The organism is Halomonas sp. 707D4 (genome assembly GCF_024158685.1).
GTDB lineage: Bacteria > Pseudomonadota > Gammaproteobacteria > Pseudomonadales > Halomonadaceae > Vreelandella.
The window spans coordinates 1-15,796 of sequence record NZ_JAMZBD010000018.1 but is presented as its reverse complement, the minus strand read 5'-3'; the positions used below and the strand labels follow the sequence as shown (position 1 = coordinate 15,796).

The following is a 15,796-nucleotide window of genomic DNA, read 5'->3' as shown; positions in this document are numbered from 1 at the left end:
GGGTTGAGCGTGCCGAAGCTGCCGGGAATGATGCCGTCGGCGATGTTGGTGCCGCCGGCGAGTTCGACGTACTCGCCGAAGTTGCCGGGGCCGAAACTCATGCAGCACTCGTCGGAGTAGCCGCCGGCGCGGTCGATGAACACGCTCGGGCGCTCCGGGTCTTCGCGCTCGATCACCTCCGTCACCCGGGCGAGTTCTTGCTCGGCGAAATCGATGAACGCCTGGGCGGCCTCCTCGTCACCCATGATCTGGCCCATCAGGCGCATCGAGGGGATGGTGTGGGTGATCGGGTCTTCGCGAAAGTCGACGTAGACGATGGGGATACCGAGGCTCGCGAGCTTGTCGTCGTAGGCGGCGTCCTCGGTGGCCGCCCGGGCTTCCAGGTTCATGAAGATCACGTCCGGCGAGAGCGCCGCCGCCTGCTCCACGTCGAAGGTGCCGTCCTTGAAGCCGCCGAAGGTAGGAATCTGTGCCATCTCGGGGAAGCGCTCGGCGTAGCGGGCGTAGTTGTCCGGGTCCGCCTGGGAAAAGTCTTCGCGCCAGCCCACCACATGGGTGAAGGGCGCTTCGGGCTCGAGCAGGCCCAGGAGGTAGATCTGGCGGCCTTCGCCGAGGATGACGCGCTCGGCGGGCGCATCGAGGGTGACTTCACGGCCGGCGACGTCCACCACGGTGATGCCATCGGCGAAGACGAGCGGGGCGCTCAGAGCGGCGAGGCTCGCCAGCAAGCGGGTAGAAAGGGAGATCATGAACGTATCCGTCTTGGCTCAGAAAAAGGCGGGGCGGTGACAGTGCCCACGGGTGGTCGGCGGTGCCATTGACTGTGTATGATTCGCATTTACAGGGTGCATTATCCTGCAATGAAACAGGGCTGTCGAGCGTCACGCAACGCAGCGTTGCTCGATGTGAAACATCGCGTTGCGGCCTGCCCGCATGGTGCTGCCCAAGGCGTATGCGCTAATGTGTAACGTCTATATTACTCATGCCTCATCAAGGAGAGTCTTCATGCCGATTTCTCGCGCCGATATCGCCACCGAATCGGGCTCGCGCCTGATCAATCGCCTGTGCAAGCACTGGTCGCACAAGCTCGAGGTCGAGTACACCGACCAGGACGCCAGAATCGTCTTTCCCGACGAGAAGGGCACCTGCCTGCTGCACGCCGAGGCGGACAAGCTTTCGGTCTCGATTGAGACGCTTGACCAAGAGGCCCTCGATCAGCTCGAGGGTGTGGTCGAAAGCCACCTGGTGCGCATGGCCGCCAAGGACGAGACCCTCGAGATCGTCTGGGAGAACTGAGCTCGGCCTTCGCCGCCTCTGGTATACTCGCGGCCTTTCACTGACACGGGCCGCCAAAGGCGCCCTCTAGGAGATCGCATGACTCGAGTAGCCATCGTGGGCGTGGCCGGGCGCATGGGCCGTACCCTGGTCAGCGCCGTGAACCAGGACGAGACCGCCACGCTTGCTGGCGGCATCGTCGAGCCGGGTAGTTCGCTGGCCGGTGCCGACATCGGCGAGCTGGCCGGTACCGGCAAGAGCGGCGTGGCCGCCGTGGACTCTCTTGAGGCGATCAAGGACGACTTCGACGTGCTGATCGACTTCACCGCGCCGCAAGTGACGCTTGCCAATCTCGCCTTCTGCGCCGAGCACGGCAAGGCGATCGTGATCGGCACCACCGGCATGAGCGATGCCGAGCTCGAGGCCCTCGATGGTTACCGCGACCGGGTGCCGATGGTCTTCGCCCCCAACATGAGCGTGGGCGTGAATCTCACGCTCAAGCTTCTGGAAACCGCCGCCCGGGCGCTGGGCGACGAGGGCTACGACATCGAGGTGATCGAAGCCCACCATCGCCACAAGGTCGATGCGCCCTCCGGCACCGCCATCAAGATGGGCGAAGTGGTCGCGGACGCGCTCGGGCGCACCCTCAAGGAGCACGGCGTGTTCGAACGTGTCGGCCAGTGCGGGCCGCGCAGCGACACCGAGATCGGTTTCGCCACCGTGCGCGCCGGCGACATCGTCGGCGAGCACACGGTGATGTTCGCCACCGAAGGCGAGCGCATCGAGATCACCCACAAGGCGTCCAGCCGCATGACCTTTGCCAAGGGCGCGGTGCGCGCCGCGCGCTGGGTGTCGAGCCAGAAGGCCGGGCGTTTCGACATGCAGGACGTGCTGGGCCTGACTCAGGACTAAGCATGATTCGTCATGGCGGGCTGGCCTGATGCGTCGGAATGCTGTAACATTCCAAAAATTTTGGCCGGGTGGTGGTGTGTGAGGTAGCAAAAGACGGCGAAAGCGCTTCGCTTGTTGCACCGGCCCTGTTCGACGCCACCACTGACGCTTCACCATGGCATTGCCACGGAAGAGAACAACAAGCGGGATGAAACCGATTTTTCTTGTCGGCTTCGTCCCGCTTTTTTACGACCCGACGTTTGCCCGCAAACGCCGACACCGGATCGCCGAGCCTGCGCCCACAGGCTCCCACCAGCATGGGAGAACTTGCCTTGAATAACCCCGCATTGAGCAAACCCGCGATATTGGCCCTGGAAGATGGCAGCGTGTTCCACGGTATCGCCATCGGCGCCGAAGGCGTCACGAGCGGGGAGGTGGTGTTCAATACGGCCATGACCGGCTACCAGGAAATCCTCACCGACCCCTCCTACACCCGCCAGATCGTCACCCTCACCTACCCGCACATCGGCAACACCGGCATCAACGCCGAGGACGTGGAGTCCGCCTCCATCGCCGCCGCCGGCCTGGTGATTCGCGATCTGCCGCTGATGGCGAGCAGCTTTCGCAGCCAGCAGAGTCTCAGTGAGTATCTCGAAAGCCAGAACGTGCTGGGCATCGCCGATATCGACACTCGAAGGCTTACGCGCATTCTGCGCGACAAGGGCGCGCAGAACGGCGCGATCCTGGCAGGCGCCGAGGCGCAAGGCGACGACGCCGTCGAGCGGGCGCTGGCAGCGGCGCGGGCATTCCCGGGGCTCAAGGGCATGGATCTGGCCAAGGAGGTCTCCTGTAAAGAGGCCTATGAGTGGAGCGAAGGCGAGTGGACCCTGGGCGCGGGCTACGCTGATACCACCCAGGGCGAGCGCCCTTACCACGTGGTGGCCTTCGATTACGGGGTGAAGTTCAACATCCTGCGCATGCTGGCCGCCCGCGGCTGCCGCCTGACGGTGGTGCCGGCGCAGACCCCGGCACATGAAGTGCTGGCGATGAACCCGGACGGCGTGTTCCTGGCCAACGGCCCCGGCGACCCGGAGCCCTGCGACTACGCCATCAAGGCGATCCAGCAAGTGCTCGAGACCGACACCCCGGTGTTCGGCATCTGCCTGGGCCACCAGCTGCTGGCGCTGGCAAGCGGTGCCAAGACCGTGAAGATGAGCCACGGCCACCACGGCGCCAACCACCCGGTGCAGGATCTCGACACCGGCACGGTGATGATCACGAGCCAGAACCACGGCTTCGCCGCGGACGAGGCGACGCTGCCCGCGAACCTGCGCGCCACGCACCGCTCGCTGTTCGACGGCACGCTGCAGGGCATCGAGCGCACCGACCGCCCGGCGTTCAGCTTCCAGGGCCATCCGGAGGCGAGCCCGGGCCCGAAGGACGTGTCGCCGCTGTTCGACCGCTTCATTTCAATGATGCAGGCGCGCCGCTGATTCGTCAGGTGCTGTAAACGTTCAATCGAGCCCATCGTCACTCATCTTGCGGGAACCGTTATGCCCAAGCGTACCGATATCAACACCATTCTCATCATTGGCGCCGGCCCCATCGTCATCGGCCAGGCCTGCGAATTCGACTACTCCGGCGCCCAGGCGTGCAAGGCGCTGCGCGAGGAGGGCTTTCGCGTCGTACTGGTGAACTCCAACCCGGCCACCATCATGACCGACCCGGCCATGGCGGACGCCACCTACATCGAGCCGATCACCTGGCAGGCGGTGGAGAAGATCATCGAGGCGGAGAAGCCCGACGCCATCCTGCCCACCATGGGCGGCCAGACCGCGCTCAACTGCGCGCTCGATCTCGAAAAGCACGGCGTGCTCGAAAAGCACGGTGTCGAGATGATCGGCGCCAACGCCGACGCCATCAACATGGCCGAAGACCGCGACCTGTTCGACCAGGCCATGAAGCGCATCGGTCTCGAGTGCCCGAAGGCGAAGGTCGCCCACACCATGGACGAGGCCTGGGAGATCCAGGCGGAGCTCGGTTTCCCGACCATCATCCGGCCCTCCTATACCATGGGCGGCTCCGGCGGGGGCGTGGCCTACAACAAGGAGGAGTTCGAGGAGATCTGCACCCGCGGCTTCGAGCTCTCCAACAACCACGAGCTTCTGATCGACGAATCGCTTCTGGGCTGGAAGGAGTACGAGATGGAGGTCGTTCGGGACAGGAACGACAACTGCATCATCGTCTGCGCGATCGAGAACTTCGACCCGATGGGCGTGCACACCGGCGACTCCATCACCGTGGCGCCGGCGCAGACGCTGACGGACAAGGAGTACCAGATCATGCGCGACGCCTCCTTGGCGGTGCTGCGCGAGATCGGCGTCGAGACCGGCGGCTCCAACGTCCAGTTCGGCATGGACCCGAAAACCGGGCGCCTGGTCGTCATCGAGATGAACCCGCGGGTGTCGCGCTCCTCGGCCCTGGCCTCCAAGGCGACGGGTTTCCCGATCGCCAAGATCGCCGCGAAACTGGCTGTCGGCTACACCCTGGACGAGCTGCAGAACGACATCACCGGCGGCGCGACCCCGGCCTCCTTCGAGCCGTCGATCGACTACGTCGTCACCAAGATTCCACGCTTCACCTTCGAGAAGTTCCCCCAGGCCAACGACCGCCTGACCACCCAGATGAAGTCGGTGGGCGAGGTGATGGCGATCGGCCGCACCTTCCAGGAATCGCTGCAGAAGGCGCTGCGCGGCATGGAGACCGGCAACGACGGGCTCGACCCGATCGTCACCGACTTCAGCGACGACAACATGGCGCTGATCAAGGGCGAGCTGCAGGCCGCCGGCGCCGAGCGCATCTTTTTTGTTGCCGACGCCATGCGCAGCGGCATGAGCGTGGACGACGTCTTCGCGCTGACCAACATCGACCGCTGGTTCCTCGTTCAGCTCGAGGACCTGGTGCTGACCGAGAAGGCGGTCGCCGAGCGCAAGCTTTCCGACTTCACCGCCCAGGAGCTCTACCGCCTGAAGCGCAAGGGCTTCGGCGACGCGCGCCTCTCGAAGCTCCTAGGCGTCTCGGAAAAGGAGTTCCGCCAGACGCGCCAGAAAGCCGGCATTCGCCCGGTCTACAAGCGGGTCGACACCTGTGCCGCCGAGTTCGCCTCCAGCACCGCCTACATGTACTCCACCTACGAGGAGGAGTGCGAGGCGGACGTTTCCGATCGTCAGAAGATCATGGTGCTCGGCGGCGGGCCGAACCGCATCGGCCAGGGCATCGAGTTCGACTACTGCTGCGTTCACGCCGCCTTCGCCATGCGCGACGACGGTTATGAAACCATCATGGTCAACTGCAACCCGGAAACCGTTTCCACCGACTACGACACCTCGGATCGTCTCTACTTCGAGCCGGTGACTCTCGAGGACGTGCTCGAGATCGCCGACAAGGAGAAGCCGGTCGGCGTGATCGTCCAGTTCGGCGGCCAGACCCCGCTCAAGCTCGCCCGCGAGCTCGAAGCCGCCGGCGTGCCGATCATCGGCACCACCCCGGACGCCATCGACCGCGCCGAGGACCGCGAGCGCTTCCAGCAGATGATCGACAAGCTGGGTCTCAAGCAGCCGCCCAACGCGACGGCGAGAAGCTTCGACGAGGCCTTCGCCAAGGCCGAGACCATCGGCTACCCGCTGGTGGTGCGCCCGAGCTACGTGCTCGGCGGTCGGGCCATGGAGATCGTCTACGACGCCTCCGAACTCGAGAACTACATGACCAATGCGGTGAAGGTCTCCAACGACTCGCCGGTGCTCTTGGATCACTTCCTGAGCGCGGCGGTCGAGGTCGACATCGACGCGGTCTCCGACGGTGAGCAGGTGGTGATCGGCGGCATCATGCAGCACGTCGAGCAGGCCGGCGTCCACTCCGGCGACTCCGCCTGTGCGCTGCCGCCTTATTCGCTGCCTTTGGATGTGCAGGACGAGATGCGTGACCAGGTCAAGCGCATGGCGGTCGAGCTCGGCGTGAAGGGCCTGATGAACGTGCAGCTCGCCTGGCAGGACGGCGAGATCTACGTCATCGAGGTCAACCCGCGCGCCTCGCGCACCGTGCCCTTCGTCTCCAAGTGCATCGGCACGTCGCTCGCCCAGGTGGCGGCGCGCTGCATGGCCGGCACCACGCTCGCCGCGCAAGGCTTCGAGCGCGAGATCGTGCCGCACTTCTACAGCGTCAAGGAGGCGGTGTTCCCGTTCAACAAGTTCCAGGGAGTCGACCCGATCCTCTCGCCGGAGATGAAGTCCACCGGTGAGGTGATGGGCTCCGGCGACACCTTCGCCGAGGCGTTCTACAAGGCGCAGCTCGGCGCCGGCGAGGCGATTCCGGCCCTCGATGGCCCGCGCAAGGCGTTTTTGTCGGTGCGCGAGCCGGACAAGGCGGGGATTATCGAAGTCGCGCGTTCTCTGCTAACATTGGGCTTCACGCTATGTGCCACTCGCGGCACGGCAGCGGCCCTGGAAGCCGCTGGCCTCGCGGTGGAGCACGTCAATAAAGTCTACGAAGGCCGCCCCCATATCGTCGATTCGCTCAAGAACGACGAGATCGCCTATATCGTGAATACCACCGAAGGTCGTCAAGCCATCAACGACTCTTCGATCATTCGCCGTACTGCCCTCGCGCGCAAGGTGCCCTATGCGACCACCTTGGCGGGTGCCAATGCCGTTTGCATGGCGCTGGAGTACGGCCGGGAGATCACGGTGCGGCGCCTTCAGGATCTGCATGCAGGAGCAAGTCAATGAACAAGGTCCCGATGACCGTCGCGGGCGAGCAAAGCCTTCGCGAAGAGCTCAATCACCTCAAGGGCGAAGCGCGCCCCACGGTGATTGCAGCCATCGCCGAGGCGCGGGAGCACGGTGATCTCAAGGAGAACGCCGAGTACCACGCCGCTCGCGAGCAGCAGGGCTTCATCGAAGGGCGTATCCAGGAGATCGAGAGCAAGCTCTCCGGCGCCCAGGTGATCGACGTGACCAAGCTGCCGAAGACCGGCAAGGTGATCTTCGGGGTGACGGTGTCGCTTCTGAACCTGGATAGCGACGCCGAAGTGACCTACAAGATCGTCGGCGAGGACGAAGCCGACATCAAGGCCGGGCGCATCTCGGTCACCTCTCCCATCGCCCGCGCGCTGATCGGCAAGGAAGAGGGCGACGTGGTGGTGGTCAAGACCCCGGGTGGCGACGTCGAGTACGAGATCGAGAGCGTCGAGCACCTCTAGCCGTCAGGCAGGTCAAAAAAAGCCCGGGAGTCTCCTCCCGGGCTTTTGTCGTTTCGAGGCTTTCGACGCGCTGCCAGCGGCGTCGAGCGCGGCGCTCAGTGCCGGCCGTGGTGGTTCTCGAAGCGGCTGATGTTGGAAAGCTTGGGGTTGGCGCTGGGGTTTCTGCGATACAGCAGCGCCATCTTGCCGATGGTCTGGACGAGTTCCGCGCCGCTGTCGTTGACCAGCTCCTGGATCATCGCCGCGCGGTCGTCGCGCTCGGGCAAGGCCAGCTTGACCTTGATCAGCTCATGGTCGTTCAGCGCCCGGCCGAGCTCGGCGAGCAGCGTCTCGGAAATGCCGTTCTCGGAGACCGTCACCACCGGGTTCAGATGGTGGCCGATGCTGCGAAATGCTTTCTTTTGTGCCTGTGACAAGCTCATGGTATCTTGCGGTATCCCGGTTTGCGCTTAACGCTCCATCTTACGGCGAAACGTCGTCGAGTGAAAGCGTCCCGCCCGGTCGTTTCCGACATCCATGCCTTCACGCCAGACAGACACCCCATGCAGCAAAAGCCCCCAGGCCGCAAGCACGCCGTCAGCAAGACCAGCGCCAGCTGGATGAAAGAGCACTTCGACGACCAGTACGTCAAGCAGCGCTGGCAGGACGGCTATCGCTCCCGGGCAAGCTACAAGCTCCTGGAGCTCGACGAGAAGGACAAGCTGTTTCGCCCCGGCATGACGGTGATCGATCTCGGCGCCGCCCCCGGCGGCTGGAGCCAGGTCGCCGCCGAGAAGGTCGGCATCGACGGCGTGGTGATCGCCTCGGACATCCTCGAGATGGACGCGCTGGCCGGGGTCGATTTCATCCAGGGCGATTTCACCGAAGAGAGCGTGCTGAACGCGATCTTGGAAACGCTCGGTGATCGGCAGGTGGACCTTGTGATGTCGGACATGGCCCCCAATATGAGTGGCATGGCCGCCATCGACCAGCCCCAGGCGATGTATCTGGTCGAGCTCGCTCTCGAGCTTGCCCGGGAAACCCTGCCCAAGGGCGGCACGTTTCTCGCCAAGGTGTTCCAGGGCGAAGGGTTCGATGCCTATCTCAAGGAGCTGAAAGGGTCGTTCGACCGCGTGGTGACGCGCAAGCCCGGCGCCTCGCGCGCACGCTCCCGCGAGGTCTATTTCCTGGCTCAGGGGTTTCGCGGATGACCCGTGCAAAGCCGTACCGATAGAAGATGCACCGAAACGATGCACCGAAACAATAGTAAAGCGATCACCGCCCCGGCGGGCGCAGCGCCTGCCACCCTGGTGAACGCGTATATGGCATTGATGGCCCAAAGTCAAACGTGCTTTGGCAATGGTTGAACGGAGTGCTCTAGTGTAAGGTCTGAGTATCGACGGTTAACTGACGGATTCTTGTAATGAGGGTAGCCCCTTGAACGATATGGCGAAGAACCTGATCCTGTGGTTGGTCATCGCGGCCGTGCTGCTGACAGTGTTCAACAATTTCAGTACGGAAAGCGCACCGCAGTCCACCAACTACTCCCAGTTCGTGCAGCAGGTGCAAAATCAACAGGTTCGTAGCGTCACCATCGACGGCTACACCATTTCCGGTGAGCGCACCGACGGTTCGCAGTTCCAGACCATTCGGCCGGCGGCGGAAGACCCGAAGCTGATGGATGACCTTCTGAGCAACAACGTCACCGTCGTCGGCAAGGAGCCGGAGCAGCAGAGCATCTGGACGCGACTGCTGATCGCGAGTTTCCCGATCCTGTTGATCCTGGCCATCTTCATGTTCTTCATGCGCCAGATGCAGGGCGGGGCCGGCGGCGGCAAGGGTGGGCCGATGAGTTTCGGCAAGTCCAAGGCCAAGCTGCTTTCCCAGGATCAGATCAAGACCACCTTCGCCGACGTCGCCGGCTGCGACGAGGCGAAAGAGGAGGTCGAGGAGCTGGTCGACTTCCTGCGTGACCCGACCAAGTTCCAGCGTCTGGGCGGCACCATCCCGCGTGGCGTACTGATGGTGGGCCCGCCGGGTACCGGCAAGACGCTGCTGGCGAAATCCATCGCCGGTGAGGCGAAGGTGCCGTTCTTCTCGATTTCCGGCTCCGACTTCGTCGAGATGTTCGTGGGTGTCGGCGCCTCGCGCGTGCGCGACATGTTCGAACAGGCCAAGAAGCAGGCGCCCTGCATCATCTTCATCGATGAGATCGATGCCGTGGGTCGTTCGCGCGGCGCCGGCATGGGCGGCGGCAACGACGAACGCGAGCAGACGCTGAACCAGCTGCTGGTCGAGATGGATGGCTTCGAGGCCAACGAAGGCATCATCGTCATCGCCGCGACCAACCGCCCGGACGTGCTCGACCCGGCGCTCCTGCGCCCGGGCCGCTTCGACCGTCAGGTCACCGTGGGCCTGCCCGACATCCGTGGCCGTGAGCACATCCTCGGCGTGCACTTGCGCAAGGTGCCGCTGGCCGAGGACGTCAAGCCGGTGATCATCGCCCGTGGTACGCCCGGGTTCTCCGGGGCGGACCTGGCCAACCTGGTCAACGAGGCCGCTCTCTTTGCCGCGCGGCGCAACAAGCGCCTGGTCGGCATGGAGGAGCTCGAGCTCGCCAAGGACAAGATCATGATGGGCGCCGAGCGCAAATCCATGGTCATGACCGACAAGGAGAAGCTCAACACCGCCTACCACGAAGCCGGCCACGCGATCATCGGTCTGGTCATGCCGGAGCACGACCCGGTCTACAAGGTGACGATCATTCCGCGCGGACGCGCACTCGGCGTGACCATGTTCCTGCCGGAAGAGGATCGCTACAGCCTGTCGCGCCAGCAGATCCTGAGCCAGATCTGCTCGCTGTTCGGCGGCCGTATCGCCGAGGAGATGACGCTCGGCCCCAACGGCGTGACCACCGGTGCCTCGAACGACATCAAGCGGGCCACGGAACTTGCCCACAACATGGTCGCCAAGTGGGGCCTGTCCGACGAGATGGGGCCGATCATGTACGACGAGGACGAGTCCCACCAGTTCCTCGGCGGCCCGGGCCAGGGCGGCGGCAAGTTGAAGTCCGGCGAGACCACCTCGCGCCTGGACAAGGAAGTGCGCAAGATCATCGACGAGTGCTACGAGCAGGCGCGCCAGATCCTGCACGACAACCGCGACAAGCTCGATGCCATGACCGAAGCGCTGATGAAGTACGAGACCATCGATGCGCTGCAGCTCAAGGACATCATGGAAGGCAAGGACCCGCGCCCGCCGGAAGGCTGGAACGACGGCGACTCCTCCGGCGGCGGTACGCCCATCGGCGGCGACAAGGTCGAGCCGAAGCGCGACGACGCGGAGGTAGGCGAGCCCGGTGACGACGAGGAAGACGACGACGAACCGCGCCGTCGCCCCTCGGACCCGCTCGGCGGGCCGGCCGGGCCTTGAGCCAGGCATCTCGCCACGAAGGCGCCCCACCCTGGGGCGCCTTTTTTGTTATGCTATGGGTCAATTAGCCTCCACGTTTTCATTCATCAGGCTGTCCCATGACCTCAACCGTTGACCCCGAGCAGGCCCCGAGCCACGCTCCTTTCCTGCAGTGCGGCCGCCACCGGCTCGATCTCTCCTTTCCTCGCGTGATGGGGATATTGAACGTCACTCCCGACTCCTTTTCCGACGGCGGCCGCCACGTGGCGCTGGACGACGCGCTGCGCCGCGCCGAGCAGATGCTCGCCGAGGGCGCGGCGGTGATCGATGTCGGCGGCGAGTCGACCCGTCCCGGCGCCGATGCCGTGCCGGAGCAGCAGGAGCTGGACCGCGTCGCGCCGGTGGTCGAGGCGCTGGTACGCGAGCTCGACGCCCTGGTATCGGTGGATACCAGCAGCGCGCGGGTGATGCGCGAGTCCGCCGCGCGCGGGGCGAGCATGATCAACGACGTGCGTGGTCTCGAGCGCGACGGTGCGCTCGCCGCGGCGGCGGAAAGCTGTCTGCCGGTGTGCCTGATGCATCGCCAGGGCGAGCCCCGGGACATGCAGCACGCCCCGCACTATGACGTGCCCGTCGAGCAGGCAGTCGCCGACTACCTCGCCGCGCGGGTGAGCGCCTGCAAGGCGGCCGGGATCGGCCGTCATCAGCTGTTGCTCGACCCGGGCTTCGGTTTCGGCAAGAGCGTCGAGCACAACCTGCGCCTTCTCAACCGGATGCGTTCGCTCGACGCGCTGGGCTTGCCGCTTCTGGTCGGCATGTCGCGCAAGAGCATGATCGGCAAGGTGCTGGGGCGGCCGGTCGAGGAGCGTCTGCCCGGAGGGCTGGCGCTCTCGGCGCTGGCGGTGGAGCGAGGGGCGAAAATAGTACGCGTGCATGATGTCGGCGCGACCGTGGATGCCGTTACCATGGCCTGGGCGGTCCTCCAGGAAGGCTGCGAGCCGTCGACCCACAAGGAATCCTTATCATGACACGACGCTATTTCGGTACCGACGGCATTCGCGGCACGGTGGGCGAGGTGCCTATCACCGCCGACTTCATGCTCAAGCTCGGCTGGGCGGCAGGGCAGGTGCTGCGCCGCGAGAAGGGCCGCACCCGCGTGCTGATCGGCAAGGACACGCGCATTTCGGGCTACATGTTCGAATCCGCCCTCGAGGCGGGCCTTTCTGCCGCCGGGGTCGACGTGTCGCTTCTGGGTCCCATGCCGACGCCGGGTATCGCGTATCTCACGCGCACCTTCCGCGCCGATGCCGGTATCGTCATCTCCGCCTCGCACAACCCGTTCGAGGACAACGGCATCAAGTTCTTCTCCGCCGAGGGCCGAAAGCTTCCCGACGAGTTCGAGGACCGGATCGAGGCCATGCTGGATGCGCCGCTCGAGACCGTGGCGGCCGCCCATCTCGGCAAGGCCACGCGGATCGACGACGCCGCCGGTCGCTATATCGAGTTCTGCAAGTCGACGCTGCCGGATCGGCTCAGCCTTCACGGACTCTCGGTGGTGCTCGACTGCGCCCACGGCGCGACCTACCACATCGCCCCGAGCGTGTTTCGCGAACTGGGCGCCGAGGTGAGCGTGATCGGCGCCGCCCCCAACGGGCTCAACATCAACCAGCAAGTGGGCTCCACCCATCCGGCGGCGCTGCGCGCGGCGGTGATCCAGCAGGGCGCGGATATCGGCATCGCCTTCGACGGTGACGGTGACCGGGTGCTGCTGGTCGACGCCGATGGCCGCGAGGTCGACGGTGACGACATTCTCTACCTGATCGCTCGCGACCGCTTCGACCGTGGCCTGCTGGAAGGCGGAGTGGTCGGCACCCAGATGAGCAACTTCGGCCTGGCCATGGCGCTATCAACGCTCGGTATTCCCTTCGAGCGCGCCAAGGTGGGCGATCGCTTCGTGATGGAGAAGATGGCTGCCCACGGCTGGGAGCTCGGCGGCGAGTCCTCCGGACATATCGTCTGCGCCCACGTGCAGACCACCGGCGACGGCATCGTGTCGGCGCTTCAGGTGCTGGCCTTGATGATGCGCGAGCAGCAGACGCTGGCGGCGCTGCTCAAGGGGTTCGAGAAGGTGCCCCAGGCGCTGGTCAACGTGCGCCTGCCCGCCGGCACCGATGCACGAAAGGTGATGGCCGCGCCGGCGCTCGATGAGGCGGTCGGCGAGCTCGAAGCCACGCTCGGCGACCAGGGGCGAGTGCTCTTGCGCCCATCCGGTACCGAGCCCTTGATTCGCGTGATGGTCGAAGGCCGTGCCCATCTCGATGTCCAGGCCCTGGCCGAGGGGCTCGCCCAGCGCGTCGAGGCGCTTTTGCCCTAGGCGGTGCGAGCCCTGACGGTCATGTTGACAGCGGTTGTCTTGACAAGGCCGCTCCTATACCATTTCGCTCCACCTTGAGAGAGGATACTGAATGCGCACACCCCTGATTGCCGGTAACTGGAAGATGAACGGTTCCAAGGCGCTGCTGGACGCGTTCGCAAGCGCCTTTGCGCCCCCCGCCCTGGCGGACCGGGTGGAGGTGGCGATGATCGTGCCGTTTCCCTACCTGGATGCCGCCCGGCGGGCGTTCGAGTCCACGCCGCTCAAGCTGGGTGCGCAGACGTTGAATCCCGAAGCCTCCGGTGCTCATACCGGCGAGGTGAGCGCGTCGATGCTCGGCGAGTTCGGTGTCACCTACGTGCTGGTGGGGCACTCCGAGCGCCGCGCCCTCTACGGCGAGACCGATGCCGACGTGCTGGCCCGGGCCAAGACCGCGCTCGAGAACGATCTCACGCCGATTCTGTGCGTGGGCGAGACGCTCGAAGAGCGCGAGGCCGGGCGCACCATGGACGTGGTGCTCGCCCAGGTCGAGGCAGTGCTCTCGCCGCTGGCGCAATCGGCGCGTCAGCGCCTGGTGATCGCTTATGAGCCCGTCTGGGCGATCGGCACCGGGCGCACGGCGACGCCCGAGCAGGCCCAGGAGGTGATGGCCGGCATTCGCGGCTACCTCGCGCGCCTGGATACGACCCTCGCCGAGGGGATGGTACTTCTCTACGGTGGAAGCATGAACGCCGGCAATGCCGCCGAGCTTCTTGCAAAGCCGGATATCGACGGCGGTTTGGTGGGCGGCGCTTCGCTCAAAACCGACGATTTCTTAGCCATTTGTCAGTCAGCAGGATAACGTCATGCAAGTTGCAATATTGATGGTTCACGTGGTCATCGCGATCGCGCTCGTGGTACTTATCCTGCTTCAGCAGGGCAAGGGTGCCGATGCCGGTGCCTCCTTCGGCGGCGGCGCCTCGCAGACCGTGTTCGGTTCGCGCGGCAGCGGCAACTTCCTGTCGCGCACCACCGGCGTGCTGGCGGCGGGTTTCTTCGTCACCTCCCTGACGTTGGCCTACTTCGCGACCCAGGCCGGTCAGGCGCCGGAGGCCGGTATTCCGGACGCGCGCGTGATCGAGCAACAACAAAGTGTTCCAACGCTTGACGAAGGGTCCGATAGTGTGGATAATGCAGCGCCAGTGCTAGAGGGAAACGGCGAGTAAGTGATTGACGCCGCTTTCGTTTAGCCTCCCCTGATGCCGAAGTGGTGGAATTGGTAGACACGCTATCTTGAGGGGGTAGTGACCTTACGGTCGTGCGGGTTCAAGTCCCGCCTTCGGCACCATTCTGAAGCAGATTTCGATCTGCGTCCCAGAGTTCAGGATTGGCACCTGAGACGAAAAGAGCCCTTGACGAAAGTTGGTTGAGTGGCTATTATCGTCCACCTAGATTGATGCGGGGTGGAGCAGTCTGGTAGCTCGTCGGGCTCATAACCCGAAGGTCATCGGTTCAAATCCGGTCCCCGCTACCATCTTCTACAAACGGTGTATGCGCAGCTCGAGTTTCGATTTCGATCGAAATGCTGGCAAGAACACAACACCGGCTTGTCGAGATGGACCTACAGGTTTCTTTTGAAAAGCCCCTTCCTGTGAAGGGGCTTTTTGTTAGTCGCGTATCGCCTCGAGCGAAGAACGCACTGACGACCGAAGCAGCTTTTTGCGAGCCAAGCGTGTCTCGATAGCGGCGCAAGCCTCATCGGGCGCACATTTTCAGGTAACGTCAATCAGCCACCTAGCTTTCCTCATGACTCCTGGCCAGGTGCCTGATGCAACGGCTATAGGAGCTTCGTTTGTGGCCACGAAACATGCAGCGCTGCACGCGCTGATCGAGCCTGTCGTTGCTGCCATGGGTTTCGAGCTATGGGGCATCGACCACCTTTCCCAGGGCAAGCACTCGCGTCTGGTGATCTACATCGAGCGTGAAAGCGGCGTGAGCGTCGAAGACTGCGCCGACATCAGCCGCCAGGTCAGCGCGGTGATGGATGTCGAAGACCCCATTCCCGGCGAGTACCGCCTGGAAGTCTCGTCGCCGGGCATGGCACGGCCTCTCTATACCCTCGATCATTTCACCCGCTACCAGGGCCACGATGTGGCGCTCAAGCTGCGTACCGCCTTCGACGGGCGTCGCAAGTTTCAGGGCCTGCTCGCGGGCGTCGAGGGCGACGAGGTGCTGCTTCAGATCGACGGCGAGGAGTACTGCTTCCCGATCGAAAGCATCGACGCTGCACAGATTGTCCCGCGGTTCGACGATTAAAAAAAGCGCGGCCCCCAACGGCTGGGGCGAGGCACAAAAGGACAGGTTTACTGGCGAGGCATACGCATGAGTAAAGAAATCTTGATGGTCGTTGACACGATCTCCAACGAAAAGGGCGTTTCACGCGACGTGATCTTCGAGGCGGTCGAAGCGGCGCTGGCCAGCGCCTCGCGCAAGCGCTTCGAGCACGAGGAAGCCAACGTGCGCGTGCACATCGACCGTCGCACCGGCGACTACGACACCTTCCGCTACTGGACGGTGGTCGAGGACGACGAGTTCGAGACCCCGGACTACGAGATCAAGCAGACCATCGC

General features: G+C 64.3%; 16 protein-coding genes and 2 tRNA genes. 15 read left to right on the top strand and 3 right to left on the bottom strand.

What is annotated here, in order from left to right:
* A partial coding sequence (locus BIS11_RS01725) for an ABC transporter substrate-binding protein (protein ID WP_253585682.1) occupies positions 1 to 749 on the bottom strand: 749 nt, incomplete at its 3' end.
* A 256-nt stretch (positions 750 to 1,005) separates the two neighbouring features.
* On the opposite strand from BIS11_RS01725, the gene BIS11_RS01720 reads away from it, so the two are divergent.
* A complete protein-coding gene (locus BIS11_RS01720) occupies positions 1,006 to 1,296 on the top strand; it encodes a DUF2218 domain-containing protein (protein WP_253421867.1) in 291 nt (96 codons plus the stop codon).
* Positions 1,297 to 1,374: 78 nt separating this feature from the next.
* Positions 1,375 to 2,187 carry a 4-hydroxy-tetrahydrodipicolinate reductase gene (dapB, locus tag BIS11_RS01715; protein ID WP_253421873.1) on the top strand — a complete coding sequence of 271 codons (813 nt, stop codon included), beginning with the start codon at positions 1,375 to 1,377 and terminating at the stop codon, positions 2,185 to 2,187.
* A gap of 10 nt (positions 2,188 to 2,197) precedes the next feature.
* Here dapB and BIS11_RS01710 read toward each other — a convergent pair whose 3' ends face one another.
* Complete coding sequence (locus BIS11_RS01710) at positions 2,198 to 2,485, bottom strand: hypothetical protein (protein WP_253585681.1); 288 nt, start codon at positions 2,483 to 2,485, stop codon at positions 2,198 to 2,200.
* Between the two features lie 28 nt (positions 2,486 to 2,513).
* Here BIS11_RS01710 and carA point away from each other — a divergent pair, with 28 nt between their 5' ends.
* The 3 genes from carA to greA are packed head-to-tail and all read left to right on the top strand — an operon-like array spanning position 2,514 to position 7,423.
* A complete protein-coding gene (gene carA / locus BIS11_RS01705) occupies positions 2,514 to 3,659 on the top strand; it encodes a glutamine-hydrolyzing carbamoyl-phosphate synthase small subunit (protein WP_253421903.1) in 1,146 nt (381 codons plus the stop codon).
* A gap of 60 nt (positions 3,660 to 3,719) precedes the next feature.
* Positions 3,720 to 6,950, top strand: a complete 3,231-nt coding sequence (gene carB / locus BIS11_RS01700; RefSeq protein WP_253421881.1) for a carbamoyl-phosphate synthase large subunit — start codon at positions 3,720 to 3,722, stop codon at positions 6,948 to 6,950.
* Entirely contained in the window at positions 6,947 to 7,423 is a 477-nt protein-coding gene (gene greA / locus BIS11_RS01695; protein ID WP_227389806.1) for a transcription elongation factor GreA, read from the top strand. Before carB ends, greA begins: the two co-directional genes overlap by 4 nt.
* Before the next feature lie 95 nt (positions 7,424 to 7,518).
* Here the strand turns inward: greA and yhbY are convergent, their stop codons facing one another.
* Positions 7,519 to 7,845, bottom strand: coding sequence for a ribosome assembly RNA-binding protein YhbY (gene yhbY, locus BIS11_RS01690; RefSeq protein WP_227389805.1), 327 nt, complete (start codon positions 7,843 to 7,845; stop codon positions 7,519 to 7,521).
* A gap of 120 nt (positions 7,846 to 7,965) precedes the next feature.
* Between yhbY and rlmE the strand changes: the two genes are divergently transcribed.
* The 10 genes from rlmE to BIS11_RS01640 all read left to right on the top strand — a co-directional run.
* Positions 7,966 to 8,613 carry a 23S rRNA (uridine(2552)-2'-O)-methyltransferase RlmE gene (rlmE, locus tag BIS11_RS01685; protein ID WP_253421884.1) on the top strand — a complete coding sequence of 216 codons (648 nt, stop codon included), beginning with the start codon at positions 7,966 to 7,968 and terminating at the stop codon, positions 8,611 to 8,613.
* A 226-nt stretch (positions 8,614 to 8,839) separates the two neighbouring features.
* On the top strand, positions 8,840 to 10,834 hold the full coding sequence (gene ftsH, locus BIS11_RS01680; RefSeq protein WP_253421888.1) for an ATP-dependent zinc metalloprotease FtsH: 1,995 nt from the start codon (positions 8,840 to 8,842) through the stop codon (positions 10,832 to 10,834).
* A 191-nt stretch (positions 10,835 to 11,025) separates the two neighbouring features.
* Positions 11,026 to 11,841 carry a dihydropteroate synthase gene (folP, locus tag BIS11_RS01675; protein ID WP_253421906.1) on the top strand — a complete coding sequence of 272 codons (816 nt, stop codon included), beginning with the start codon at positions 11,026 to 11,028 and terminating at the stop codon, positions 11,839 to 11,841.
* Positions 11,838 to 13,187, top strand: a complete 1,350-nt coding sequence (glmM, locus tag BIS11_RS01670) for a phosphoglucosamine mutase (RefSeq protein ID WP_253421891.1) — start codon at positions 11,838 to 11,840, stop codon at positions 13,185 to 13,187. Before folP ends, glmM begins: the two co-directional genes overlap by 4 nt.
* A 91-nt stretch (positions 13,188 to 13,278) precedes the next feature.
* Positions 13,279 to 14,028, top strand: a complete 750-nt coding sequence (gene tpiA, locus BIS11_RS01665; protein ID WP_253421894.1) for a triose-phosphate isomerase — start codon at positions 13,279 to 13,281, stop codon at positions 14,026 to 14,028.
* A 4-nt stretch (positions 14,029 to 14,032) separates the two neighbouring features.
* On the top strand, positions 14,033 to 14,392 hold the full coding sequence (gene secG / locus BIS11_RS01660; protein ID WP_227389800.1) for a preprotein translocase subunit SecG: 360 nt from the start codon (positions 14,033 to 14,035) through the stop codon (positions 14,390 to 14,392).
* Between the two features lie 35 nt (positions 14,393 to 14,427).
* A tRNA-Leu gene (locus tag BIS11_RS01655) sits at positions 14,428 to 14,514 on the top strand.
* Between the two features lie 109 nt (positions 14,515 to 14,623).
* Positions 14,624 to 14,700: transfer RNA gene (locus tag BIS11_RS01650), tRNA-Met, on the top strand.
* A 320-nt stretch (positions 14,701 to 15,020) separates the two neighbouring features.
* Positions 15,021 to 15,482 (top strand): ribosome maturation factor RimP, encoded by a 462-nt coding sequence (gene rimP / locus BIS11_RS01645; RefSeq protein ID WP_227389799.1) that lies wholly within the window; start codon positions 15,021 to 15,023, stop codon positions 15,480 to 15,482.
* Between the two features lie 66 nt (positions 15,483 to 15,548).
* Positions 15,549 to 15,796, top strand: a 248-nt coding sequence (locus BIS11_RS01640) for a NusA N-terminal domain-containing protein (RefSeq protein ID WP_301286399.1), incomplete at its 3' end; no start/stop codon positions are given.